Raw genomic sequence first — 22,488 nt, forward strand, 5'->3', positions numbered from 1 at the left:
GACCCGGGCACCCCATCTTTCTCATATGTTCAACAAATGTGAAGGAGGTGATCCAATGTCTATTGAGATTACGGCGCTCAACGAGAGCCTTGGATTTGGTGGTCTGGCAGGCGAGGTACGCCTCGGCTAACAACACCTCCTCCGGCTTTGAGGCCGTTAAACTCAGAAAGGGCTGCCGCAAGGCGGCCCTTTTTTGTTGCCCGCTAGACCGGAAGATCTTCCAGCTGCAATGAATCGGCAAGGCTGGTCCGATCGAGCACTGCCCGGGTAGCAAGGGTGACCCGCTCGAACACGTGGCGGATTTCGCATGACGCCTCATCGCGACAATCCTCGCAACGCCGGTACGCCGTCAGCGACAGGCAGGGCAAGGGCGCGAGCGGCCCGTCGATGAGGCGCAGCACTTCGCCAAACATCACCTCTTCGGGGGAACGCGCCAGCACATAGCCGCCAAGCCGGCCGCGACGGCTGGTGACGAGCCCGGCCCGCTTGAGCTCAAGCAGGATCTGTTCGAGGAACTTCTTGGGAATGCCCTGTTCACGCGAAATCTCGCCAATCATGCGCGATTCACCGCGCGCCGCCCGGCTGAGGGCAAGCAGGGCGCGCAGCGCATATTTGGCCTTTTGCGAGATCATCGGGCTTGGCGCTTAGCCTCTCGGCTCGGGAGTCACAGGCGGCGCCACCGATGGACGGTCGGCTTCCCCGTCCTCGGGTTCCGGCGGCAGTTCGTCCAGTGACGGCAGGCTATCGCGGGGCTCGGGGGTAACCTCGGGTGGCTCGCTGGGCGCGGCCGGCTCAGCGGGCAGCGCCGGCTCAGCAGCCATCGCGGGCCCACCGGCAGGCAACAGCGGCTCGGGAGCCTGGGGGGTGGACAGCACCGGACCGTGCTCGTGGGTCTCGGCCGCAGCGTCGTCGACGGGCGGCACCAGCAGATCAACCGGCTCGGCGAGCGAAGCCGGCTCACCAACCTCCACCAGAGGCTCTTCGCGAACTACAGCCGCTTCGGCCGCGGACGGGTTCGCGGCGGGCGGCATAGCGGGCGCAGTTGCGGACCCGCCACCATCAACCAGCACCGGCGGCACCTGAGCCGTCTCCTGCGTCTCGGGAGTGGCACTCGGGGCGCCAACAGGATGGGCGGCAAGCGGCTCGACAGGACCGAGTGCCTCGGCGAAAGCATCGGGCGCGTCGACATCGGTGAGACTGTCGTTGAGCAACTCCGGCTCGGTTTCCATGAAATCGGGTTCGAGGGTTTCCCCGGCAAGGGTCGTGGCCAGCGGCTCGATTTCCGTGGCTTCGGCGGCGGGGTCCGATTGGAGGCTCGCAGCCTCGAAATCGCCCAGCACCGGCTCGGCCCCCGCTGCGAGCGGGGCGCCCGCGACCTTGTGCAGGATGTTTTCGGTGGGGGCGAGCCGCGCTTCGGCCGCGCGCGCCTGGGCCGCGTATTCCTGGGCAACGAGCCCATCATCGGCGCGCGCACCACTGAGCCAGGCGAGCATGCCGGCGGCAATTTCGCGCTCGCCCATGATCACCGTATCGGCGCCGTGGCGCGTGAGGTGCTCGACCTCCTCGTCCGAATGGGCGCGGGCGATGATGCGGATGGCGGGATTGAGCTTGCGGCCCTGCTCCACCACCGTGCCGGCCTCGAAGCCATTGGGAATGGCGATCATCAGCGCTTCGGCGGCACCCAGATTGGCAAGCTTGAGCACATCAAGGCTCGCAGCATTGCCCACCACGACCGCTATGTCCTTGGCGCGGGCAGCGGCCACGGCATGGTCGGTGTCTTCGATCAGCACCAGCTTGCCGGTAGGCTGCAGGGCGTCGGCGGCGACGCGCCCGACCCGGCCATAGCCCACCAGCACCGTGTGGCCGGTCAGGGTAACGGGCTCGGGAGCGTCATCGAGGTCCTGGGTGTCGCTTTCAACGCCAACCGCATTGGGCCGGTCGGTGGTCAGCGGACCATCGGAAACGACTGGCCCCTCGCCCGGCTCGATGCGGATGTCGTCGTCGCGTGCCGAGCGGCGGCCGAACTGGGCTTCGAAGGTTGGCTTGAGCACGTCAGCGCCCCAGAACACCAGCGGGTTGAGCACGATGGAGATCAGTGCGCCCGCCAGGATCAGGTCCTGCCCTTCGGGCGGAAGGATCGCCAGCGACACGCCGAGCGAAGCAAGGATGAACGAGAACTCGCCGATCTGCGCCAGCGAGGCGGAAATGGTCAGCGCCGTGCCCACCGGGCGGCGGAAGAGGAGCACGATGCCAAAGGCGGCCGCCGATTTGCCGATCAGGATGATGAACACGGTGGCCAGCACCGGCAGGGGATCGGTGATGATGATGGAAGGGTCGAACAGCATGCCGACCGACACAAAGAACAGGACGGCAAAGGCGTCGCGCAGCGGCAGGGTTTCCTGGGCGGCGCGGTGGCTGAGCTCGCTTTCCGACAGGATCATGCCGGCAAAAAATGCACCCAGCGCCAGCGACACACCGAACAGCACCGCTGAACCCAGCGCCACGCCCAGTGCAATGGCGAGCACGGCCAGCCGGAACAGTTCGCGCGAGCCGGTATGGGCTGTGGCGTGCAGGGCCCAGGGGATGAGCCTCCGGCCAACGATCAGCATGAAGCCCACAAAGGCCGCGACCTTGACGAGGGTCAGGAACAGCACGCCCCAGATCCCGACTTCGGTGCGCAGCACGCGCTCGACAAACGACACAAAGGGATCATGGATGCCGCTATCGGTGCCATAAAGGCTAGCAATGGCGGGGATCAGCACCAGCGCCAGCACCATGGCCAGATCCTCGACGATCAGCCAGCCAACGGCGATGCGGCCCCGCTCGGTTTCAATCAAGCGGCGGTCCTGCAGGGCCTTGAGCAGCACGACGGTGGAGGCCACCGAAAGCGCGAGGCCAAACAGCAGGCCCGCGCCGATGCCCCAGCCCAGAACAATCCCCAAACCCAGTCCCAACAGTGTGGCAAAGCCGATTTGCACCAGCGCGCCGGGAATGGCGAGCGCGCGTACGCTCATCAGGTCCTTGAGCGAGAAATGCAGCCCCACCCCGAACATGAGGAGGATCACGCCCAGTTCAGCCAGTTCTGCCCCCAGCGCCTGGTCGGCGACAAAGCCGGGCGTATTGGGGCCCACCAGAATACCGGCAAACAGATAACCCACCAGCGGCGGGAGCCGGAAGCGATTGGCAATCATCCCGAAGATAAAGGCCAGCACCAGACCCGCGACGATCGTCGAGATCAGGGGGGTATCATGGTGCATGAAAGAACTCCGGGCTAACAACAAGGACAAGTGCAGGAATGACCCTGCTGCAAATTGGGGCATCAATGCGTGATCCGCAAGCGCCCGCGATCGGGAAAAGTGCAGCAATTAAATCGGTTTGGTCAGTTTTGCTGCAGCCCTCTCTTTGTTGATCAAGTTTGTCAGCGTGATGGCGAGCTTGACTAAAGCGCAGGGGGCTCGCAAGGGTTGCGGCGGTGGCGAGGTTCAAGCGCCAGCGAACCGCGCGATCCCACCGATTGCCGCCGGGTTTCGCACCCTGGGCAGACACGGAGTGGCGATGCGGTTATCCATTGGCTGTGAGATCGATTACGAGGTTTTCGACAACGCCACCTTGATCTTCAATGTCGAGGCGATGCATGGCGGCCGCCAGCGAATATTGAACGAGCGCATTGTGGTCACCCCGCCATTCGTGACCGAGCAGTTTACCGCCAACGACACTGGCAATCGGTTCCGGCGCCTGACGGCATCGGGTGGAGCGCTCAAGCTCCGCTATGACGCCCAGATCGTGCTTGATCCAGTGCTGGCGAACCCAGCCGATATTGGCGAAGTTCCGGTGGCGCAGCTGCCGCCCGAAACCCTCGGGTTTCTCAATCCCTCGCGATATTGCCCATCGGACCTCCTGGCCCGCTTTGCGTCGCGCCAGTTCGGCGATGTGGAGCCCGGCTTTGTCCGGGTGACCGAGATCTGCAACTGGATCCATGAGGAGGTCGATTACCTCGCCGGCTCCAGCGACACCTCAACGACCGCGGCCGATACCTTTGCCACGCGCGCTGGCGTGTGCCGCGACTTTGCGCATCTGGGCGTGACCTTTTGCCGGGCGCTCGGCATCCCGGCCCGCTTTGTGTCCTGTTATGCCTGGCAGCTGCAGCCGCAGGATTTCCACGCGGTGTTTGAGGCCTATCTCGGTGACCGCTGGTACTTGTTCGACCCCACGCGCATGGCGGCGCTTGACGGGCTGGTGCGGATCGGCTCGGGACGCGACGCGGCCGACACGGCCTTTGCTACGCTTTTTGGCAATGTGCAGTCCCGCGGAGTGCGCGTTTGGGCCGATGCGCTCGATGCGGATACGGATGAACCCTGGACAGTGGATGCAGTCAGCGTCGCCGAACTCAGCTGAACCAGACGGTGCCCAGGGCTGGCTTTCAACCCATAGAATCCTGCAGCGAGGTCACGCGCTCGACCCTGACTTCCACATCCATGCCCAGGTAATCCCCCGCAGCGCCGGTATAGGTGCCGGCAATGGGAATGGCCTGCCCGGGCTCGCGCGCCACCCCGACCCGGATCAGGTCGCGGGTGCCAATGATGCCATTGGTTGGATCAAATTCCACCCACCCGGCTCCCGGCAGGAAGACCTGGCACCAGGCATGGGTTGCGCCGCCGCCGCGATGACTGCCATCGCGGTCTGGGGAGTAAAGATAACCCGACACAAACCGGGCGGCGAGGCCGAGCGAGCGGACGGCCTCCATCATCAGCAGCGCGAAATCCCGGCAGGTGCCGCGTCGGCTCGACAGGGTGACGGACGGACGCTGCGTTCCCGGCTGGGTGCGCCGGATATAGGCAAAGCTCTCCTTGATGGCATAGGTCATGGTCATCAGCAGGTGACCGGTATTGGTGCTGCCCCGCGGATCAAGGAAGCGCCGCGCCCAGCTGTCGACTTCGGTTTCCTCGGGAAACTGGCGCTGGCTGGTGGGCCCCAGATCCACCGCGTCGGTGCCGCCATAGTCGAAGGGATACAGCTTGGCGCGCGGATCGATCTCGAAATCGGGCGAGCTTTCGGGCGCATGATCGAGCACCATGCTGGCGACGATGCGCAGCTCGTCAGCGGGCTTCTCGAAGCGCGCGAGGGCGATGCAATTGCCAAACACATCATGGATCCAGCGCACACCGACCGGTTCAGGCGAGATGCGAAGGGCAAAGGATTCCAGCGTTTGTTCCATGCTGTCACGCGGGCGCACCAGAAGGCGGTGCTCCCCGAACTGGACAGGGCCGGCATAGCGGTAGACCGTCTCGTGCCTGACCTGGAGCAGGGTCATGAGACCACCGTGATCTTTTCGGCCGCCCGGGTGATGGCGGTGTAAAGCCAGCGCGCGCGTTCCTCACGGAACACGAAGCTTTCGTCGAACAAGTAGACATTGTCCCACTGGCTGCCCTGCGCCTTGTGCACGGTCAGGCAATAGCCAAAGGTGAATTCATCGAATTGCCGCCGCTCGGGCCAGCTCATGGCGTCTTCTTCGCCCGAAAAGAACGCCTTGTGGGTCATTACCTTGGCTTCGCCCTTGCCCTCGTCAGCGCCCAGCAGCAGCGAATATTTGCCATTCGCCTTGCGCGCCACTTCGGTGACGATCCAGATCTGGCCATTGAGGAGGCGCTTGCGCGGATTGTTGCGCAGGCACACCATGCGATCGCCCACCACCGGCTCGTGAAATGGCAGGCCGCGCAACTCGCGCAGGCGGTCATTGTACTGCAGCCGCGTCTTGTTGCGTCCCACCAGCACCTGGTCGGCCTGAAGCACAGCATCACGATCCACCGAGTCACGCCCGACCACCAGTGACTCGCCATAGCGGCCATGTTCGAGATAGCCGCCTTCGCGCACATCCATGGACAGCCGGATGATCGGATTGTCGGCAGCCTGGCGATGGATTTCGGTGAGCATGATATCGGGCTCTTCGGCAGTGAAGAACCCGGCGCCCTGCACGGGAGGCAACTGGAACGGATCGCCCAGCACCAGCACCTTGACCCCAAAGGACAGCAGGTCCTGCCCCAGCTGCTCGTCCACCATCGAGACTTCATCGATGACGATGAGATCGGCATCGGCTGCGGGGGATTCCGGATCGAGCACGAAACGGGGCTCGCCTTCCTTTTCGCTGACCAGCGAATAGATCAGCGAATGGATGGTCTGGGCGCCCTTGCAGCCGCGGCGGCGCATGACCAGTGCGGCCTTGCCGGTGAAGGCGGCATATTTAACGTTCTTGACGTCACTGCCCAGATGCACGGCAAGCGTCGACTTGCCGGTGCCCGCCCAGCCGAACAGGCGGAACACCTGCGGCCCGTCCCGATCCTTGAGCCAGCTGGACACGGCCTTGAGGGCCGCATCCTGTTGTGCCGACCATTGCGTCATCAGCTGATCGTGGTCGCGATAGTGCCCACGCCTTCAATTGTGCCAACCAGCTGGTCGCCGCGCTGAACCGCGCCGACGCCGGCCGGCGTGCCGGTCATGATCAGATCGCCCGGCTCGAGACGAACCAGGCCCGAGAGATAAGCGATGGTTTCAGCCACGCCCCAGAGCTGGTCACCCAGATCGCCACGCTGCCGCTCGACGCCATTAACGCTCAGAGTAATGGCACCCGTGCCGGGATGCCCGATCCGATCAACCGGCACGATGGTGCCGATGGGGGCGGACTGGTCAAAGCCCTTGGCCATGTCCCAGGGCCGGCCGGCCTTCTTGGCGACGGCCTGCAGGTCGCGCCGCGTCATGTCGAGGCCGGCGGCATAACCAAACACGTGATCGAGGGCCTGGCTTTCCGGGATGTCGACGCCGCCGGTGCCGATGGCCACCACCAGTTCGATCTCGTGGTGCAGGTCACTGGTTTGGGGGGGATAAGGCACCGCGCTGCTATCCGTCACCACGGCATCGGCGGGCTTGCAGAAAAAGAACGGAGCTTCGCGCGCGTCATTGCCCATTTCACGGGCGTGTTCGGCATAGTTGCGTCCAACGCAGAAAATGCGTCGCACCGGAAACATCCGTCCGTCATCCACAGGAAGGCCAACGGGTGCCGGTGGCGAAAACACAAACTCAGTCACGCTTGAATTCCTCTACATAAGAGCCCAGCAAATCCTGGTCGATGGGCCCAAGCCGGTCGTTGGCGGTAAAAGTCTGGTGCCAATAGGGATAAAGCAGCGGCGGCCGGCTGACGGCGTCGAGCCGCGCCCGCTCCTCATTGGAGAGCTTGAGCTCGGCGGCAGCGAGATTGTCGCGGAACTGCTCTTCGCTGCGCCCGCCGATGATCACCGAAGTGACGCCCGGCCGGCCCAGCAGCCAGGCCAGCGACACCTGCGCCCCCGACACATTGCGCTCTTCGGCAATGGCGACGATCACATCGATGATGTCATAGAGCCGGTTCCAATCAGGCACCGGCGGCTCGCGCCAGCCCCCCACATGGCGGCCGGCATCGGGGCCGCCTTCGCGCCGGTATTTGCCCGACAGGAGTCCGCCGGCAAGCGGAGACCAAACGAGAATGCCCAGCCCCTGATCCTGGCTGATCGGCACCAGCTCATATTCGGCTTCGCGCGAATGGAGGGTGTAATGGATCTGCTGGGAAATGAAGCGTTCATTGTGGCGCTCGCCGGCAGCCTGGAGCGCCTTCATGATGTGCCAGCCAGAGTAATTGGAGCAGCCGATATAGCGGACATGGCCGTGCTTGACCAAGATGTCGAGCGCTTCCATGGTTTCTTCGACCGGGGTCATCCCGTCCCATTCATGGACCTGGTAAAGATCGATATGGTCGGTCTTGAGGCGCTTGAGGCTGGCCTTGCACTGCTCGATGATGTGATGGCGCGACAGACCCGCATCATTGGGACCATCGCCGGTGCGGAAGCGCACCTTGGTGGCAAGCAGGGTGCGCTCGCGGCGCCCGTTTTCGCTCAGCGCCACCCCGATCATCTCCTCGGACACGCCCTTGTTGTAGATATTGGCGGTGTCGAGCAGGTTGATGCCGTGATCGAGGCAGAGATCGATCTGGCGGGTGGCTTCGTCCTGGGGCGTGTTGCCCACCCGCTCGGAGCCACCAAAGGTCATGGTGCCCATGGTCAGGCTTGATACGCGAAGTCCCGAACGGCCGAGATAACGATACTCCATGGCGGAGCTCCTGTTGTGCTGGGTCGTTAGGGCTAGTGCGCAAACGCGGTCGGGTCAATGCGCGCTATGCGCGGGCACCCCAAAACTGCTACGAGTCTGGCCTCCACTGGAAGCCTTGTTGTTGCGGCCCGCCAATCCATTTGTATCTGTTTCGCTGGTGACGCTGGGCATGGTGGCCACGCAGATCGGCGCTTCGCTCGCCAAGGGGCTATTCCTCCTGATCGGGGCAAGCGGCACCACGGCGCTGCGCCTGCTGCTTTCGGCGCTGGTGCTGGCGATCCTGTTCCGCCCCTGGCGGTTCCGGCTCGACCGGGCGCAGTGGCGCGCCGTGGGTTTTTATGGCGCGGCGATGGGCGCCATGAACCTGTTGTTTTATAGCGCGCTCGCCACCATTCCCCTTGGCGTCGCGGTGGCGCTGGAATTCACCGGCCCCCTCGCCGTCGCGCTGGCGTGCTCGCGCCGCGGCATTGATTTTGGCTGGGTGGCGCTGGCGGTGCTGGGGCTGCTGTTCCTTTTGCCGCTGTTTGGCTTGTCCGAGCCGCTGGACCCAATGGGGGTCGTTCTGGCACTGGCCGCCGGGGCGTTCTGGGCGGGCTATATTGTTTTCGGGCAGCGCGCGGGGACCGGTGGCGGGCCCCATACGGTGGCGCTGGGCGTGGGGCTTGGGGCAGCGCTGGTGCTGCCCTTTGGGCTGTGGAGTGCGGGCGCCGCCATGTTTGACCCGGCCATCCTGCCACTGGCGCTGGCCATGGCGCTGCTGTCCAGCGCCATTCCTTATTCGCTCGACATGCTGGCGCTGCCCCACCTGCCGGCGCGCACTTTTGGCATCCTGATGAGCGCACAGCCGGCGCTGGCCGCGCTGATGGGGCTGGTGCTCCTGGGCGAGCAATTGAGCGCGTGGCAATGGGCCGGCATTGGCGCGGTGATGCTGGCGTCGCTGGGCAGCACCGCCACAGCCCGTCGCAGGCCGCCCCCGCTCGCCTGAACCCGACGAAATCGGCTGCAAGGGCTGTCGGCTTTTGGCATAGTCCCGCGTCATCAATCAGAAGGGACGCGCCATGCTCTACGCCGTGTTGTGCTATAGTGACGAAAATGTCGTCGGCTCCTGGACCAAGGAAGAAGACGATGCCTGCCTTGCCCGCCTGGCCCAGGTGCAGGACCGGCTGGATCAAAAGGGCAAGCTCGGTCCAGTGGTGCGCCTGCTCCCCACCACCGCCGCGACCACGCTGCGCAAATCGGGCTCGGGCGAGCCGCTGGTGATCGACGGCCCCTTTGCCGAAACCAAGGAACAGTTCCTGGGCTTTTACGTCGCCGATTGCGAAACCCTCGATGAAGCGATCACCTTTGCCAAGGACCTCGCCAAAGCCAATCCGGTGCAGGGTTCCTATGAAATCCGGCCGCTTTCCATCTACAAACCCAGTGGACTCAAGCCATGACCGACAGCGCCTGGATCGCAGCAGCCCTTTCGGCAGCTCGCCCCCAGGCGCTGAGCGCCTTGTTGCGCTATTTCCGCGACCTTGATCGCGCCGAGGAAGCCTTTCAGGAGGCGAGCCTGCGCGCGATCAAGACCTGGCCCGAAAAAGGCCCGCCGCGCGAGCCGGTGGCGTGGCTGGTTTTCGTGGGCCGCAACAGCGGCATCGACCAGGTGCGCAAGAGCCGGCGCAATGTGCCCCTGCCCGCCGACGATATCCTCTCCGATCTCGACGATGCCGAAGCCGACATGGCCGAGCGGCTCGACAACGAGCATTATCGCGACGACATCCTGCGGCTGCTGTTCATCTGCTGCCATCCCGAACTGCCGGCCACCCAGCAGATCGCGCTGGCGCTGCGCATCGTGGCGGGCGTGCCCACCAGGCAGATCGCCCGCGCCTTCCTTGTGGGGGAAGCGGCGATGGAGCAACGTATCACCCGCGCCAAGGCGCGCGTCGCCGCCAATGCCGTGCCGTTCGACCCACCCGATGCGGTGGCCCGCGCCGAGCGGCTGGGGGCGGTGGCGCTGATGATCTACCTCATTTTCAATGAAGGCTATTCGCGCGGCCACTCCGATGAAGCGGCGGCGCGGCTTTGCGACGAGGCGATCCGGCTCGGACGCTTGCTGTTGCGCCTCTTCCCCACTGAACCCGAGATCATGGGCCTGCTGGCGCTGATGCTGCTGCAGCATGCGCGCAACCCCGCGCGCGCCGACGCCGCTGGCAATCTGGTCCTGCTGGAAGACCAGGATCGCAGCTTGTGGAACGGCCAGATGGCGGCCGAGGGGCTGGCCTTGGTGCAAAAAGCGCTGCGGCACGGGGAGCCCGGCGCCTATCAGGTGCAGGCTGCCATCGCCGCCCGGCACGCCGTGGCCCAAAGCGCCGCTGAAACCGACTGGGCCAGTATCGAGCAGCTATATGGCCTGCTCGAAGTGCTCCAGCCCTCCCCGGTGGTGACGCTCAATCGCGCCGTCGCCGTGAGCAAGGCGCGTGGGCCCGCCGCGGCGCTGGCGCTGGTGGAGCCCCTTGCCGAGCGCCTTGATGGCTATTTTCATTTCCATGGGGTGCGGGGCGGCTTGCTGCTGCAGCTGGGCGAACACGCCGCAGCGCGCGAAGCCTTCAACCGGGCGATTGCACTGGCGGGATCCCCCGCGGAAGCGGCCCATATTCGCGGCCACCTCGATCGGCTGGGAACGCTGTCAGATGGTGGTGACGATCCGGCGCCGCTCAACCAGCACAGTTCAAGCTAGCAAGCGAGGCTTCGTCGGCTGCAAGGGCGCAAAAAAGATGCCGGCGCGGACGCCGGCATCGGTTTGTTATTTGGCGGAATTCCCTCGGGCTCCGGCCTGACCGGCCGAGGAGCCTGCGCCCCCTGACTGCCGGGCACCGGCTTGCTGTTCGCCGATGGTGCCGCCGACCGGTCCGTCAATCCCGGTGGGCTGACTGCCAGGCGGCAAGGCCTCTGCAGGCGGAACGCCGATGGGATTGGGAACCATGTCCTCGATCCCGCCGCCGCCCTCGTCATCCTGCTCGCCCTGGGCGGAGAACTCATCGCTGGCCTGGCGCCAGTGATCCTCGTGGCGCCCTTCGGGGCGGCCTTCCTGCTCCCAGAGCTGGTAAGCGCGGTCCCGGGTCTTGCCTTCTTTATGCTCGTCCTGGTCCATCGGATTGCCTCCTCGGGCAGTTGTCAAAGGGGGTGTAAGCGGCGCCTAACCCTTGTCGCGGTTGTTGTGGGTATGATGGCTGTCGCGCACCCCGCCCCCGCCTGAAACGTCGGACTGCCGCCCATTGGTCGGCTCCCCTGGCGCTGGACCGCGACCCTCAGTGGGGTCGGGAAGGTCCTCACGTTGGTGGCTGCTGCCGGGACCGCCATGGTGGCGATTGGCTTCCGGGATTTTCTGAGATGTAGACATGGCGCTCACCGATCGTGCTGCAGACCCTGATTGGTCGTGTTCTGCTTGATGTTGCCTTGGCGACCCTGCTGATCATAGTTGCGTTCGGCGCCATTGGCGGCGGCGTTGCTGGTATTTGGATCCAGGGTTGCCTCGCCGCCGGGGCCTTTGGTGCTCCGATTGGCGGGTGGCACGGGAGGCAGATGTTTGCTCATCGTTGATCTCCTTTTGCGTAGGGGAAAACGTGCAAGCCCCCAGCATGTTCCCCAATTGGTGCCGACAATAACGGGAGCTAAGCGGGAAGCTTGGCCGCCCGGCGCGCCTTGCGGCTGGCCAGCACGGTTTGCAGCGGCACCGGCGCCCAGCCCTGCGGATCGACGCCCACGTCGTATTGACGCGTGACCGGGCTTAGCCGTCCATGGGAGTGGCCATGCAGGTTGATGGACTTCTTGCCCTGCGCGTTCCAGGTGCGGAACGGATAGTGGCAAAGCACCAGCATATGGCCCTCCAGATGCAGTTCGGCATAATGTTGCACGCTGGCCCAGCCGTCGGCGGCCAAGGTGGCCGGCCCGTCATTATTGCCAATGATCAGGTGCTTGCGGCCGGGGAGCGCAGCTAGCAGGGCCGCAACGGTGGCGCTGTCGCCGCGGGAAAAATCGCCGAGATGCCAGACTTCATCCTCGGGGGAAACCGTCTGCGCCCAGGCGGCAACCAGCGCCGTGTCATGTTCGGCAACCGTGCTGAAGGGGCGCCGGTCGATGCGCAACACGCGCGGATCGCCAAAATGGCTGTCGCTAGTAAAGAAAATCATCCCGCCTCCCCGCCTGGCCGCGTCGAGCCTTGAGCCAAACACGCGTTAATAGGGTCGGGAAAGCGCGCCGCCACCATCGGCGAGCAGGGCGCGCCATTGCATGTGGTCCCCAAGAAAATTGGCGGGCGCAGCCTCGAACTCGACGATCACCCGCAACATCAGGCGATAGGCTTCATTGGACACGGCGAACACCAGCCGCAAGGGCCCCTGCTCGGGAATGAGTTCGGCGGCCACCTCCATGGCCGTGCGCAAGGCTTCCTCGCGCGCAGCCGGAAGGTCCTGCAACTCGACGCCGGTGTGATCGAGGCTGAGATCACCATTGGCCATCATGTCAAAGTAAAATCGGGGCATGCACTTAATTCCTGCTCGCACCAAGCAATGCTCAGCTCTCGCGATTGTTTCCGTCCGCTTCGATCACAATCTGGAACTCTGCTGCAGTTCTGCGCCTTTGTATCAATGGCAACAAAGGTCGGAGAGGTCCCATGCCCCGTTTTCAAACCTGCCCACCACATGCGGCACCCGCCGACGCGGTTGTGGTCAATATCTGGCATGCCCTGGGCCGGGTGGTTGGCGATGTGGGCTGCGCCCATTGCCCCAATGCAAGTGATTACATCGTCCCCGACTTCCCTCGACCGGTGCCGCTGGCGTTGGAACGCGCCGAGGAAGTTCGCGCCCATTGCGGGCTTGCCCGGGTGGTCATCGCCATTGATGATCCGAGCCTATGGAAAGCCGAATGGGGCGCATTGCTGCAAGCTGAAGGCGTTCATTGAACCCTGACGCTGTTTCGCCTGAATTCTTGACCTATTCGCCCTGATCTTGCCGGGTTAGGGCTATTGATTATGTCCGCAGCGGCTCCGTCGAGCCCCGGGGTCCTGATTCATGCAGCTCAAGCCGAACGCGTATAGGCTCAACGAAACCGTCAAGGGCGTTGAAACCATGACCCGCTTTGCCCTGGCCGTTTTGGCGCTGGCGTCGGGCGTTTACACCTATCTCGGGGTGCGCGGGCTACTGGATGGCTCGGCCACATTCGTGTTTTTCGCTGCCATCATTTATTCGGCCGCCGTCTCGGTCGCCATTTACGCCTTTTGGAGCTTTATGCTCCGTTTCGTGCCGCTGGTGACGTCGGGCGTGCAACGTGCGGGCCTGTTCGCCACCATGGCCGTGGGGTGCCTCATGATCATGGCCATGAGTTCATGGCTTAATGCCGCGGCATTGGCGGGCTCGGCGGCCACCGAGCAGCATATGGCGGTGACGCTCCAAGGCTATGCCGAGGACCTCGACCAGGCCCATGCCAATGCGCTGGCCGCCCAGTCGCTGCTGCCCGATGTGCAGCGCGCCGCGGAACGCTTTTCCGGGCTGGCCGCGGACGAGCGGGAGTCAGGCGCCCTGACCGGCACCACCGGCTCGGGCAGCGTCGTGCAATTGCTCACCCAGATGGGCACGCAGATGAACCAGTTGGCGGCCACCATCACCAGTTCGCGCGATGAAGTCGCCCTGCAGTTCGAACAAGGCTCGGCGCGCCTCGCCACCATGCGCGAGCTGGTATCAACGCCGGGCAGCATCGAGCCGCGACTGGATGGTTTCCAGGCCGAGGCCGTGCAACTGACCGCCGTGATCGCGGCGCTGCAGCAGACCGGCGTCGCCGCTTCGGTCAAGCGCGCTTCGGCCGATCTTTCCGCCGGCTTTATTGCTCCGGTCGCCGATGGGCAGATTGGCGACCTGGCCAATCGGCAGAACCAGGTGATGGAAACGGTGCGCACTTCGGTGGCGACCCAATCGGCGGCGCTGACCACCGCGGCCGACGAGATTCTGGCGACACCGGCCGTTGAGCAACGCCGCTTTGTGCCCCTGTCCAGCGCCGAAGCGGTGCTGCGCTATTGGCAGGACTTCATTCCTTCCTGGGCGGGCGCCATCTCCATCGATCTGTTGCCGGTGGTGCTGGTGTTGGTGCTGATGATCGTCAACGACGCCATGCGGCGGGAATCTGAATCTCTCGAAGAAGCGGAAAACATCACTGCCGCCGAAATGCTGCGCGCCATGGCGCTGTATCGCCAGATGGAAGCGGCGGGCGTGGTTGTTCCTCAGGCACCACCGGCGGAGCGGACCGAGCCCGAGACTGTGCCCGAAGCACCGATGGAGCCATTGGCGCCCGCTGCGGCCAGCCACACCGATCCAGCCGACGGGGCGGATGCGACAGTGACGCCAATCGACAGCGCCCAGCGCAAGCGGGGCGACGGCCCCGCGCGCGTATGAGCACGAGCGTCGAAGCGTCCGAAGAGCCGCAGCGCGCCTCCTGGGGCCGGCGCCTGGTCCAGCGGGCCGCGGCGGTGGACGATGGCGCAGTGATGCGCACCGCGTTCTGGGCGCTGCTGCTGGGCACGGTTTCGGTGCTGTTCGTCGACTTTCGCGAATTGACGCAAAACCAGGCCGCGCCCCTGCCCGTGCCGACGCAGCCCATCCTGCCGCCCGCCCCCGCCACAAACCCCGAGGCATCGCCGGGCGCCGGCACCCGCCCGGCGATCACCACCAGCCCCGAAGTGCTGGAAGGGGCCCTCGTCATCGCGCTGCGGCCCGGGGGCGAGTTGAGCCTGACGGGAACGCTCGATGTCGGCTCGGCGGAGCGGTTTGCCGCCGAGATTGCCGAGCGGGGCGAATATGTGCAAACTGTGGTTCTCGACTCCCCTGGAGGATCGGTCGTGGATGCACTGGCGATTGGCAGTCTGATCCACCAAAGGGGCCTTGCCACCAAGGTCGCCGCGGGCTCGCTTTGCGCCTCCTCCTGCCCCATCATATTCGCCTCGGGCGCCGAGCGGATCGCCAGCCCCGAAGCGGCTATAGGCGTGCACCAGATCTATGCAGCGGCGCTGGGCGGCAATGCCCAGGACGCGCTTCGGGTCGCCGGCACCGCGATGAGCGACGCGCAAACCACCACCGCCCAGATCACCCGGCATCTGGAACAAACCGGGGTTGATCCCGCGCTGTGGCTGCATGCGCTCGAAACGCCACCGCAGCTTTTATACTATTTCACGCCCGAGGAGATGCTGGCCCTGAGGTTGGCTACTCGGCTCGATAACGAAGATTTGGCCGATGGAACCGGAGGAGAAACGGAGCCGTTACGTGCCAGATAAGCCGGGAACCGGCAACAAGGGGAGGCGAGCATGTCTACAAACCAAACATTGACACGTCATCGCGACATCCAGGTCTGGGTGACGGGGCGTCGCGGGCGGCCGGCGATCGCCCGGATACGCAATCCGGATGGCCAGCAACGGGCGCAGCTGCGCCTGAGCTTTGGCAGCCCGGTGAGCGACAAACGCGACCCGGCGGCCCTTGATGACGGGGTCAGCCCCTGTTCCTGGGCGGCGTGGCTGGCCGAGCTCGATCGCCAGCGCCTGGCGCTGCGCATCGACCCGGCTGCCGGCGCGTTCGAGCTGGTGGATCGCAACGCGCAGAACTGAGCCCTAGGAGCGCGGTTCAAGCCCAAGAGCGTCGGCGATCAGGCTATAGGAGCGCCGACGCAGTTCGTAGGAATGCATGGTCGTGGTGATCATCACCTCATCGGCCCCGGCCGCCTCGGCTTTCTGGCTGATGGCGGCCTTGACCGTTTCGGGCGACCCCACGATCCAAAGGCTCGACTGATGCTCGATCACCGCGCGCTGCTGGGCGGTGAGCGGATGGGCGATCGCCTGTTCGGGGGCAAACAAGCGGCGCTGTTCGCCCGAATGGAACAAGGCCCAGTTCACCTCCTGCGAGCTCGACAGGAACCGCGCTTCCTCGTCGGTTGGGGCGCAGATCACCGACAGGCATAGCAGCGTGCGCGGCGCGGGAAACGCTGCAGTCGGGGTGAAAGCTTCGCGATAAGCGGCAAAGGCAGGCGCGGCTGGCGTTTGGCTGAAATGAGCGGCAAAGGCATAGCCGATCCCCAGCTGACCGGCCGCCGTGGCGCTCGAGCCCGATGAGCCCAGGAGCCAAAGGGGCGGCAGGCTGATGCCGCCGGGCGCGACCGCGACGTGGGAGAAGGGATGCTCGGGCGGAAAGCCTTCTTCCTCGAAGGCCAGCATTTCGCTTAAATATTGCGCGAACTCTTCGCCGCCGCCGGTGCGCAGGGCGCGCATGGCATAGCCATCGCCGCCCGGGGCGCGGCCCAGGCCCAGATCGATGCGGCCGGGATGCAGGGCTTCAAGCGTGCGATAGGCCTCGACGATCCGCAGCGGCGCGTGATTGAGCAGCATCACCCCGCCCGACCCCACGCGGATGGATTTGGTGTGAGCGGCAGCGCTCCCAATCAGGATTTCGGGCACGGAGGACGCGATCGAGGGCATGCCATGATGCTCGGCATACCAAAGCCTGGTGTAACCCAGCTGGTCGCCCAGCTGCGCCAGCTTGATGGTCTCAGCCATGGCCTGCGGCGTGCTGGTGCCATCAGCGATGGGCGCGAGATCCTGGATGGAAAGGGCGAAGGGGGCGGTCATGGGCTTTGGGCTTTCGCAGCTAGTCTTTGCGTCCCCATATCGGTAAATTACGATGAAAGCGAGACAGCGTGGCGGCGTGAGGGGCTGCCGAGGCGTGGCGCGGGCAGCACAGAGCGGGGGTAATCGGGCGGCAGTGGTTGACTCGGTGAGGCTCTTGCCGGTTACTGGCGCCGATCAATACCTTCCGAGTGCGGCCATGACCAAATCCATTCCAGCTTGCCTCGTGGCGGCTTTGCTGCTCGGCACCGCCGCTCCCGCGGTGGCGCAGACCGATGTCGCCGCCCTGCCCTCGGCCGGCGTGCTGGACATTGTCGATGAAGTGCGGGTGGGTCTGGCGTTCCACGGCGTTTATTACACGCTGATCCCGCAGGATTTTGGCGATTGGGATTATAGCCGGCTCGAGGACGTGACCTTTGACGTGCTCTTCACTTCGCCCGATCTCGATGCCTTCCGCTGGATCGGCGCACCGCGCCCTGAAGTGGGCGCCACCATCAACCTCGAGGGCGAGGACAGCCTGGTGCATGCGGGCCTGACCTGGCAGGCCCATCTCTTTGATAGCCCGGTGTTCGTGGAAGGCACCTTTGGCGCGGCGATCCACAATGGTTATCTGGGCGATGAGGCGCCGGAGGGCCGGCGCAAGTTCGGTTGCCGGGTCAATTTCTATGAGCGCATCGGCGTCGGCGTCGACCTGACGGAAAACGCCACCGCCACCCTGGCCTATGAGCACTCCTCCAATGCCGAGCTGTGCGACTATAATGCAGGCATCTCCAACCTCTCGCTCAAATTCGGCTGGAAGTTCTAGTCGGTTAAGCTGCGCTTAGGCATAGTAAAGCAATGATGGAAAGGCCGGCGATCCCCGGCCTTTTTGTTTTGCGTAGGCCCGCCATGCTCCGTTTCTGCCTTCCCGTCCTTGCCCTGCTGGCCACCACTGCACCCGCCTGGGCGCAGGTGGATCTGCTGCCCGAAATCCGCGCCGGTGTTTTTGCGCGCGATGCTGGGGCTAACCTTTTAGATGGCGGACGCATCGAGGATGCCAATGTGGAGCTGCTGTTTGCACCCGATTGGGGTCAGCTGGGGCTTCTGGGCGAAATCCGGCCGCATATCGGGGCCACGCTCAATACGGCGGGGCATGAAAGCCTCGTTTATGCCGGCGCCAGCTGGACGGTACATGTGCCGGTGCTGCCGGTCTGGGGCGAAGCCAGCCTGGGGGCCGCGTTGCACAATGGCGAGTGGCTCGACGATGACGCGCCCCAGCGCTGGGGCTGCACCGCGCTGCTGCGCGCCTCCGCCAGCGTCGGGGTCAATGTGCTGCCCGGTGCGGCGGTAATGCTGACGGCCGAGCACCTGACCGATGGCGGCGCTTGTGGCGGCCCCGACGAGGGCGTCACCAATCTGGGCGTGCGCGCGGCACTGCGCTTCTAGGCTCAGGCGACCTGCCCGGCGGCCCAGCCCGAGGCCCAGGCCCATTGGAAGTTATAGCCCCCGAGCCAGCCGGTGACATCAACCACTTCGCCCACGAAATAAAGGCCGGGCACATCACGCGCAGCCATGGTCTTGGCGTCGAGATCGCGGGTGTCGATGCCGCCCAGCGTCACTTCGGCGGTGCGATAGCCTTCCGTGCCGACGGGCTTGAGCGTCCAGTCCGAGAGGATAGCGGCGGCCTGGTCGAGCTTCTTGTCGGAAAAGTCGCCGACGATCCCGGGCAGGTTGAGCTCATCACCGAGGAGCTGGGCGAGCTTTTTGGGCAGGAAATTGCCCAAGACGGTCTGTATCTGCAGCTTGGGCGTGGTTTGCCGCGCCTGGCGCAACAGTTCCCCCGGATTGCGCCCGGGCATCAGATCCACCCCGATCGGATCGCCCTCGCGCCAATAGCTCGAAATCTGCAGGATCGCCGGGCCGGAAAGGCCGCGATGGGTGAACAGCAGCGCTTCGGCGAACCGGGTTTTGCCGTGGCGCACTACGGCGTCCGTGGCGATACCGGCAAGCTCCTTAAGGCGCTCAAGCGCGCCGGTTTCAAAGGTCAGCGGCACCAGCGCAGGGCGGGTGTCGGTAACGCGCAGGCCGAACTGGCCCGCGAGCTGATAGCCAAAGCCGGTGGCGCCCATCTTGGGAATGGACTTACCGCCGGTGGCGACGATGAGGCTGTCGCAGGTGACCGAGCTGGTCGAGAGCTGCAGGGCAAAGCCATTGTCCTCTTTGCTCACCGCTTCGATCGCCGTTTCCAGCACTAAGGTCACGCCGGCCTGCCGCATTTCGCTCAGGAGCATGCTGTTGATCTGGGTGGCAGGACCGTCGCAGAACAGCTGGCCGAGAGTTTTCTCGTGATAAGTGATGCCATAGCCCTGGACCATGGCAATGAACATTTCGGGCGTATAGCGGCTCAGCGCCGAGAGGGCGAAGCGGGGATTGTTGCTCAAAAAGCGATCCCGGCCCTTGTCGGTCGTCGCGTGGATATTGGTGAAGTTGCAGCGCCCCCCGCCCGAGATGCGGATCTTTTCGCCAGCATATTTGGCATGATCCACCACCAGCACGGTGCGACCGCGCTTGCCCGCTTCAATGGCCGCCATCATGCCGGCAGCGCCGGCGCCCAGCACCACGACGTCGTAGTGGATCATGCTTTGTCCTTTTTGGTTGGGCGCAGTTACCGCGATAGCCCAAGCGGGCGCAAGGCTTGAGAGGGGCGACGCAGTGGCAATGGGCAACGGGCCGCAGGCGTCTGGCCCCGCCCTAGCAGCGGGGAAGCGCAGCAAAGGAAAGCCGCACAGCAGCCGTTGACTAAATCCTATTTGGGAGTATGACTTCGCCTGCTTTCCATTCAAGCAGTCAAACCATGCGCAGCATCAGCACATCAGTGACCTCATCCACCGCCCGGCTGTTCGCCGGCGGCGTTGCTGCGCTTATGACTAAAACCACCAAAACCGCCTGAAGCTTTTCCCCGGGTCGCGCTCCCGCCGGGGAGAGGCCGAAACCGGATGACCATGGTCCCACCGGGATCGTGCGGGGGCGGAAAATTGGTACAGGGACTGGAGTTCCATTCATGGGTTATCGCGTCGCAGTTGTAGGGGCCACGGGCAATGTGGGCCGCGAAGTTCTTGCCATCCTTGCCGAGCGCAAGTTTCCGGCCGACGAGGTGATCGCCTTGGCCTCATCGCGCTCCATCGGGCGCGAGCTGAGCTTTGGCGACAAGATCCTCAAGGCCAAGAACCTTGACGATTTCGACTTCACCGGCGTGGATTTTGCCATCATGTCGGCCGGCGGCGCCATTTCCAAGGAATGGGCGCAGCGCATTGCGGCCAAGGGCTGCATCGTCATCGATAATTCCAGCTACTGGCGCTACAACAGCGACGTGCCGCTGGTGGTGCCCGAAGTGAACGCCCATGTGCTGGACGCCTTCATGGCCAATCCGCGCCGCACCAACATCATCGCCAATCCCAATTGCTCGACCGCCCAATTGGTCGTGGCGCTCAAGCCCCTGCACGACTTTGCCAAGATCAAGCGCATCGTCGTGTCGACCTACCAGTCAGTCTCGGGCGCGGGCAAGGAAGGCGTTGACGAGCTCTGGAACCAAACCAAGGGCATTTTCGTCAATGACAGCCCCGGCCAGGGCAACAAGTTCCCCAAGCAGATCGCCTTCAACGTCATTCCCCAGATCGATGTGTTCATGGAAGACGGCTACACCAAGGAAGAATGGAAGGTGCTGGCCGAAACCAAGAAGATCCTCGATCCAAAGATCCGCGTAACCTGCACGGCCGTGCGCGTGCCGGTGTTTGTTGGCCATTCGGAAGCGGTCAATATCGAGTTCGAAAACCCCATCACCGCCGATGAAGCGCGCGACATCCTGCGCGAAGCGCCGGGCATTTCGGTGCTCGATAAGCGTGAGCCCGGCGGCTATGCCACGCCGGTGGAATGCGTGGGCGAATACGACACCTTCGTGTCCCGCATCCGCGAAGACGATACGGTGGAAAATGGCCTCGCCATGTGGGTTGTGTCCGACAATCTGCGCAAGGGCGCGGCGCTCAACACCATCCAGATCGCCGAAACCCTGATCGAGCGCGGCCTGATGGCCAAGAAGGCCGCCTAGCCTCAAGACTTTTCGCCGGCCCCTAGGCGGGGCCGGCATTGTTCACGCGGCCGACGGGGATCCGCCAAGCCCGCAGCCTGCAGGGTCCTCCATGTCTCCGCGCGATATTTTGCTCGCCCTTCTGGTTGTGACCGTCTGGGGCGTCAACTTCACCGTCATCAAGCTCAGCGTTGCCGAACTGCCGCCGGTGCTGGTCGCGGCGCTGCGGTTTTTCTTTGCTGCCGTGCCGGCCGTGTTCTTCGTGCGCCGGCCCGATGCACCCTGGCGCCTCGTGATCGCCTATGGACTGTTCATGGGCGTGGCGCTGTATGCACTGCTCAATCTCTCCATTTACCTCGGCATGCCCGCGAGCCTGGCGTCGCTCGTGCTCCAGGTGCAGGCGATGTTCACCATCCTTTTGGGCTTTGTGGTGTTGCGCGAGCGCCCACGGCCGCAGCAATTGCTGGGCGTGGCGGTGGCCTTTGGCGGCATTGCCCTGATCGGCAGCGTTGGGCTCGAAGGGGTCGGCTTTTTGCCCTTCGCCCTCATCATTGCGGCGGCCATGGCCTGGGGCGTCGCCAATATCGTGTCCAAGAAAGCCGGCAATATCGATATGCTGAGCTTCACCGTCTGGGGGAACCTGGTGGCGCCCCTGCCCCTGCTCTTGTTGTCGGTGGCGCTTGATGGCCCGGGCGTGGTCGCCCATGCACTGACGCACCCCACCTGGCAGGTCGCGGCGATGGTGGCGTTCCTCGCCTATCCCAATACGCTGTTCGGTTTTGCGGTGTGGAGCAATCTGCTCAAGCGCTATCCCACCGCGAGCGTGGCGCCCTTCACCCTGCTCGTGCCCGTGGCGGGAATCGCCTCGGGCGTCGTGTTTCTTGGGGAAACTATCGGGCCGGTGGAGATCGCCGGGGGCGCGCTGATCCTCGTCGGCCTTGGCTTGGCGGTGATCCGCCGGCGCGAACCGGCGGCTTGCGCCGCGATCAGAGCTCCGGGCGGATAAAGTCGCCGGTTTCGCTGTCCATCACCCAGAGCTCGCCGGTTGAAATATCGAACCAGGCGCCATGTACCGCCAGCTTGCCCGCGCTTTCGAGCTCGGCCACATAGGGGAAGGTGCGCAGATTATTGATGGAGTTGCGGATGGAAATCCGCTCCAGCGCCGTTTGCCGCTCGGCCGAGGTCAGGAGCTTGTTGGCGCCCAGCTGGTTAGGCAACTCGCCCAGCATGCCGATCCACTTGCCGATGAAGTCGCCATGATCGAGCGGCTCGGCCGTGGGATCGAGCGCGGCGCGAATGCCCCCGCAGCGGCCATGGCCCATAATGACGATATTGCTGATCCCAAGCGCCTTGACGGCAAACTCGATGCCCGCCGATGTGCCGTGCTGGCCGCCATCGGGCTGGTAGGTGGGGACGAGATTGGCGACATTGCGCAGGACGAACAATTCGCCCGGCCCCGCGTCAAAGATCATCTCGGGCGCAGCGCGGCTGTCGCAGCAGGCGATGATCATGGTGGTGGGATTTTGCCCAAAAGCGGCAAGGTCGCGAATCCGATCGCGCTCCCGGGAATAGCGCCCCGCCATAAAATTGGCGTGACCCTTCAAAAGGTGTTCAGGAAAGCGGTGCATGGGCACTCAATTAGCTGTAAGAGCCA

Annotated in this window: 25 protein-coding genes and 1 pseudogene; 12 read left to right on the forward strand and 14 right to left on the reverse strand. The window is 64.5% G+C overall.

Translation table 11 applies throughout. The features are described from left to right. Positions 1–203 precede the first annotated feature (203 nt). Together AC3YOG_RS15585 and AC3YOG_RS15590 are read right to left on the reverse strand one after the other, a co-directional pair. Positions 204–632: an RrF2 family transcriptional regulator gene (locus AC3YOG_RS15585; protein ID WP_127754176.1), complete on the reverse strand. Its 429-nt coding sequence runs from the start codon at positions 630–632 to the stop codon at positions 204–206. An 855-nt stretch (positions 633–1,487) separates the two neighbouring features. Beyond that, positions 1,488–3,257 (reverse strand): annotated as a pseudogene (locus AC3YOG_RS15590) (cation:proton antiporter domain-containing protein); the annotation flags it as partial. A gap of 298 nt (positions 3,258–3,555) precedes the next feature. Between AC3YOG_RS15590 and AC3YOG_RS15595 the strand changes: the two are divergent. After that, entirely contained in the window at positions 3,556–4,395 is an 840-nt protein-coding gene (locus tag AC3YOG_RS15595) for a transglutaminase-like domain-containing protein (RefSeq protein WP_127754177.1), read from the forward strand. A 25-nt stretch (positions 4,396–4,420) separates the two neighbouring features. On the opposite strand, the gene AC3YOG_RS15600 is transcribed toward AC3YOG_RS15595, so the two are convergent. Genes AC3YOG_RS15600 through AC3YOG_RS15615 form a run of 4 tightly spaced genes read right to left on the reverse strand, consistent with a single transcriptional unit; the run spans position 4,421 to position 8,133 of the window. Continuing rightward, on the reverse strand, positions 4,421–5,311 hold the full coding sequence (locus tag AC3YOG_RS15600; protein ID WP_127754178.1) for a transglutaminase family protein: 891 nt from the start codon (positions 5,309–5,311) through the stop codon (positions 4,421–4,423). Beyond that, the gene (locus AC3YOG_RS15605; protein ID WP_127754179.1) at positions 5,308–6,396 is read right to left on the reverse strand and encodes an ATP-dependent DNA helicase; all 1,089 of its coding nucleotides are present in this window, start codon (positions 6,394–6,396) and stop codon (positions 5,308–5,310) included. Before AC3YOG_RS15605 ends, AC3YOG_RS15600 begins: the two co-directional genes overlap by 4 nt. Beyond that, positions 6,396–7,079 carry a fumarylacetoacetate hydrolase family protein gene (locus AC3YOG_RS15610; RefSeq protein ID WP_127754180.1) on the reverse strand — a complete coding sequence of 228 codons (684 nt, stop codon included), beginning with the start codon at positions 7,077–7,079 and terminating at the stop codon, positions 6,396–6,398. The genes AC3YOG_RS15605 and AC3YOG_RS15610 overlap by 1 nt, the downstream gene beginning before the upstream one ends. Further along, positions 7,072–8,133, reverse strand: a complete 1,062-nt coding sequence (locus AC3YOG_RS15615) for an aldo/keto reductase (protein ID WP_127754181.1) — start codon at positions 8,131–8,133, stop codon at positions 7,072–7,074. The genes AC3YOG_RS15610 and AC3YOG_RS15615 overlap by 8 nt, the downstream gene beginning before the upstream one ends. 118 nt (positions 8,134–8,251) lie before the next feature. On the opposite strand from AC3YOG_RS15615, the gene AC3YOG_RS15620 reads away from it, so the two are divergent. The 3 genes from AC3YOG_RS15620 to AC3YOG_RS15630 all read left to right on the forward strand — a co-directional run bounded on the left by AC3YOG_RS15620 (position 8,252) and on the right by AC3YOG_RS15630 (position 10,852). Next, positions 8,252–9,118, forward strand: coding sequence for an EamA family transporter (locus AC3YOG_RS15620; RefSeq protein WP_489935733.1), 867 nt, complete (start codon positions 8,252–8,254; stop codon positions 9,116–9,118). A 73-nt stretch (positions 9,119–9,191) separates the two neighbouring features. Continuing rightward, positions 9,192–9,569, forward strand: a complete 378-nt coding sequence (locus AC3YOG_RS15625; protein WP_127754182.1) for a YciI family protein — start codon at positions 9,192–9,194, stop codon at positions 9,567–9,569. Continuing rightward, the gene (locus AC3YOG_RS15630; RefSeq protein ID WP_489935734.1) at positions 9,566–10,852 is read left to right on the forward strand and encodes an RNA polymerase sigma factor; all 1,287 of its coding nucleotides are present in this window, start codon (positions 9,566–9,568) and stop codon (positions 10,850–10,852) included. Before AC3YOG_RS15625 ends, AC3YOG_RS15630 begins: the two co-directional genes overlap by 4 nt. A gap of 66 nt (positions 10,853–10,918) precedes the next feature. Here AC3YOG_RS15630 and AC3YOG_RS15635 read toward each other — a convergent pair whose 3' ends face one another. The 5 genes from AC3YOG_RS15635 to AC3YOG_RS15655 form a co-directional block, all read right to left on the reverse strand. Further along, positions 10,919–11,266: a DUF2934 domain-containing protein gene (locus AC3YOG_RS15635; RefSeq protein WP_127754184.1), complete on the reverse strand. Its 348-nt coding sequence runs from the start codon at positions 11,264–11,266 to the stop codon at positions 10,919–10,921. A 45-nt stretch (positions 11,267–11,311) separates the two neighbouring features. Next, the gene (locus AC3YOG_RS15640) at positions 11,312–11,515 is read right to left on the reverse strand and encodes a hypothetical protein (protein ID WP_127754185.1); all 204 of its coding nucleotides are present in this window, start codon (positions 11,513–11,515) and stop codon (positions 11,312–11,314) included. A 5-nt stretch (positions 11,516–11,520) separates the two neighbouring features. After that, complete coding sequence (locus tag AC3YOG_RS15645) at positions 11,521–11,709, reverse strand: hypothetical protein (RefSeq protein WP_127754186.1); 189 nt, start codon at positions 11,707–11,709, stop codon at positions 11,521–11,523. A gap of 77 nt (positions 11,710–11,786) precedes the next feature. After that, entirely contained in the window at positions 11,787–12,305 is a 519-nt protein-coding gene (locus AC3YOG_RS15650) for a metallophosphoesterase family protein (RefSeq protein ID WP_127754187.1), read from the reverse strand. A gap of 45 nt (positions 12,306–12,350) precedes the next feature. Then, positions 12,351–12,656 (reverse strand): DUF6894 family protein, encoded by a 306-nt coding sequence (locus AC3YOG_RS15655; RefSeq protein ID WP_127754188.1) that lies wholly within the window; start codon positions 12,654–12,656, stop codon positions 12,351–12,353. Between the two features lie 131 nt (positions 12,657–12,787). On the opposite strand from AC3YOG_RS15655, the gene AC3YOG_RS15660 reads away from it, so the two are divergent. The 4 genes from AC3YOG_RS15660 (at position 12,788) to AC3YOG_RS15675 (ending at position 15,760) form a co-directional block, all read left to right on the forward strand. Next, entirely contained in the window at positions 12,788–13,075 is a 288-nt protein-coding gene (locus tag AC3YOG_RS15660) for a hypothetical protein (RefSeq protein ID WP_127754189.1), read from the forward strand. A 109-nt stretch (positions 13,076–13,184) separates the two neighbouring features. Further along, complete coding sequence (locus AC3YOG_RS15665; protein WP_127754190.1) at positions 13,185–14,558, forward strand: hypothetical protein; 1,374 nt, start codon at positions 13,185–13,187, stop codon at positions 14,556–14,558. Further along, complete coding sequence (locus AC3YOG_RS15670; protein WP_172124473.1) at positions 14,555–15,433, forward strand: ATP-dependent Clp protease proteolytic subunit; 879 nt, start codon at positions 14,555–14,557, stop codon at positions 15,431–15,433. Before AC3YOG_RS15665 ends, AC3YOG_RS15670 begins: the two co-directional genes overlap by 4 nt. Positions 15,434–15,463: 30 nt before the next feature. After that, on the forward strand, positions 15,464–15,760 hold the full coding sequence (locus tag AC3YOG_RS15675) for a hypothetical protein (protein WP_127754192.1): 297 nt from the start codon (positions 15,464–15,466) through the stop codon (positions 15,758–15,760). 3 nt (positions 15,761–15,763) lie between these two features. On the opposite strand, the gene AC3YOG_RS15680 is transcribed toward AC3YOG_RS15675, so the two are convergent. After that, positions 15,764–16,774 (reverse strand): LLM class flavin-dependent oxidoreductase, encoded by a 1,011-nt coding sequence (locus AC3YOG_RS15680; protein WP_489935735.1) that lies wholly within the window; start codon positions 16,772–16,774, stop codon positions 15,764–15,766. Positions 16,775–16,970: 196 nt separating this feature from the next. On the opposite strand from AC3YOG_RS15680, the gene AC3YOG_RS15685 reads away from it, so the two are divergent. Together AC3YOG_RS15685 and AC3YOG_RS15690 are read left to right on the forward strand one after the other, a co-directional pair. Next, positions 16,971–17,576 (forward strand): acyloxyacyl hydrolase, encoded by a 606-nt coding sequence (locus AC3YOG_RS15685; protein WP_489935736.1) that lies wholly within the window; start codon positions 16,971–16,973, stop codon positions 17,574–17,576. 83 nt (positions 17,577–17,659) lie between these two features. Next, positions 17,660–18,196, forward strand: coding sequence for a hypothetical protein (locus tag AC3YOG_RS15690; protein ID WP_489935737.1), 537 nt, complete (start codon positions 17,660–17,662; stop codon positions 18,194–18,196). Positions 18,197–18,198: 2 nt separating this feature from the next. Here the strand turns inward: AC3YOG_RS15690 and AC3YOG_RS15695 are convergent, their stop codons facing one another. After that, positions 18,199–19,389 (reverse strand): BaiN/RdsA family NAD(P)/FAD-dependent oxidoreductase, encoded by a 1,191-nt coding sequence (locus AC3YOG_RS15695; RefSeq protein ID WP_489935738.1) that lies wholly within the window; start codon positions 19,387–19,389, stop codon positions 18,199–18,201. Between the two features lie 422 nt (positions 19,390–19,811). Between AC3YOG_RS15695 and AC3YOG_RS15700 the strand changes: the two genes are divergently transcribed. Together AC3YOG_RS15700 and AC3YOG_RS15705 are read left to right on the forward strand one after the other, a co-directional pair. After that, positions 19,812–20,855, forward strand: coding sequence for an aspartate-semialdehyde dehydrogenase (locus AC3YOG_RS15700; RefSeq protein WP_127754197.1), 1,044 nt, complete (start codon positions 19,812–19,814; stop codon positions 20,853–20,855). Positions 20,856–20,946: 91 nt separating this feature from the next. Further along, entirely contained in the window at positions 20,947–21,840 is an 894-nt protein-coding gene (locus tag AC3YOG_RS15705; RefSeq protein WP_489935739.1) for an EamA family transporter, read from the forward strand. Here AC3YOG_RS15705 and AC3YOG_RS15710 read toward each other — a convergent pair. Next, positions 21,821–22,462 carry a carbonic anhydrase gene (locus AC3YOG_RS15710; RefSeq protein WP_127754199.1) on the reverse strand — a complete coding sequence of 214 codons (642 nt, stop codon included), beginning with the start codon at positions 22,460–22,462 and terminating at the stop codon, positions 21,821–21,823. The two genes, AC3YOG_RS15705 and AC3YOG_RS15710, sit on opposite strands and share 20 nt — an antisense overlap. Between the last annotated feature and the right edge of the window lie 26 nt (positions 22,463–22,488).

Source organism: Devosia sp. Z6_126, assembly GCF_058133495.1.

Excerpts from the sequence above, each read along its gene's own strand:
- AC3YOG_RS15645 (WP_127754186.1), bottom strand. The coding sequence starts at position 11,709 with ATGAGCAAACATCTGCCTCCCGTGCCACCCGCCAATCGGAGCACCAAA.
- AC3YOG_RS15595 (WP_127754177.1), top strand. The coding sequence starts at position 3,556 with ATGCGGTTATCCATTGGCTGTGAGATCGATTACGAGGTTTTCGACAAC.
- AC3YOG_RS15630 (WP_489935734.1), top strand. The coding sequence starts at position 9,566 with ATGACCGACAGCGCCTGGATCGCAGCAGCCCTTTCGGCAGCTCGCCCC.
- AC3YOG_RS15635 (WP_127754184.1), bottom strand. The coding sequence starts at position 11,266 with ATGGACCAGGACGAGCATAAAGAAGGCAAGACCCGGGACCGCGCTTAC.
- AC3YOG_RS15605 (WP_127754179.1), bottom strand. The coding sequence starts at position 6,396 with ATGACGCAATGGTCGGCACAACAGGATGCGGCCCTCAAGGCCGTGTCC.
- AC3YOG_RS15670 (WP_172124473.1), top strand. The coding sequence starts at position 14,555 with ATGAGCACGAGCGTCGAAGCGTCCGAAGAGCCGCAGCGCGCCTCCTGG.
- AC3YOG_RS15695 (WP_489935738.1), bottom strand. The coding sequence starts at position 19,389 with ATGATCCACTACGACGTCGTGGTGCTGGGCGCCGGCGCTGCCGGCATG.
- AC3YOG_RS15660 (WP_127754189.1), top strand. The coding sequence starts at position 12,788 with ATGCCCCGTTTTCAAACCTGCCCACCACATGCGGCACCCGCCGACGCG.
- AC3YOG_RS15650 (WP_127754187.1), bottom strand. The coding sequence starts at position 12,305 with ATGATTTTCTTTACTAGCGACAGCCATTTTGGCGATCCGCGCGTGTTG.
- AC3YOG_RS15705 (WP_489935739.1), top strand. The coding sequence starts at position 20,947 with ATGTCTCCGCGCGATATTTTGCTCGCCCTTCTGGTTGTGACCGTCTGG.
- AC3YOG_RS15625 (WP_127754182.1), top strand. The coding sequence starts at position 9,192 with ATGCTCTACGCCGTGTTGTGCTATAGTGACGAAAATGTCGTCGGCTCC.
- AC3YOG_RS15600 (WP_127754178.1), bottom strand. The coding sequence starts at position 5,311 with ATGACCCTGCTCCAGGTCAGGCACGAGACGGTCTACCGCTATGCCGGC.
- AC3YOG_RS15585 (WP_127754176.1), bottom strand. The coding sequence starts at position 632 with ATGATCTCGCAAAAGGCCAAATATGCGCTGCGCGCCCTGCTTGCCCTC.
- AC3YOG_RS15710 (WP_127754199.1), bottom strand. The coding sequence starts at position 22,462 with ATGCACCGCTTTCCTGAACACCTTTTGAAGGGTCACGCCAATTTTATG.
- AC3YOG_RS15615 (WP_127754181.1), bottom strand. The coding sequence starts at position 8,133 with ATGGAGTATCGTTATCTCGGCCGTTCGGGACTTCGCGTATCAAGCCTG.
- AC3YOG_RS15665 (WP_127754190.1), top strand. The coding sequence starts at position 13,185 with ATGCAGCTCAAGCCGAACGCGTATAGGCTCAACGAAACCGTCAAGGGC.
- AC3YOG_RS15655 (WP_127754188.1), bottom strand. The coding sequence starts at position 12,656 with ATGCCCCGATTTTACTTTGACATGATGGCCAATGGTGATCTCAGCCTC.
- AC3YOG_RS15685 (WP_489935736.1), top strand. The coding sequence starts at position 16,971 with ATGACCAAATCCATTCCAGCTTGCCTCGTGGCGGCTTTGCTGCTCGGC.
- AC3YOG_RS15640 (WP_127754185.1), bottom strand. The coding sequence starts at position 11,515 with ATGTCTACATCTCAGAAAATCCCGGAAGCCAATCGCCACCATGGCGGT.
- AC3YOG_RS15675 (WP_127754192.1), top strand. The coding sequence starts at position 15,464 with ATGTCTACAAACCAAACATTGACACGTCATCGCGACATCCAGGTCTGG.
- AC3YOG_RS15690 (WP_489935737.1), top strand. The coding sequence starts at position 17,660 with ATGCTCCGTTTCTGCCTTCCCGTCCTTGCCCTGCTGGCCACCACTGCA.
- AC3YOG_RS15700 (WP_127754197.1), top strand. The coding sequence starts at position 19,812 with ATGGGTTATCGCGTCGCAGTTGTAGGGGCCACGGGCAATGTGGGCCGC.
- AC3YOG_RS15680 (WP_489935735.1), bottom strand. The coding sequence starts at position 16,774 with ATGACCGCCCCCTTCGCCCTTTCCATCCAGGATCTCGCGCCCATCGCT.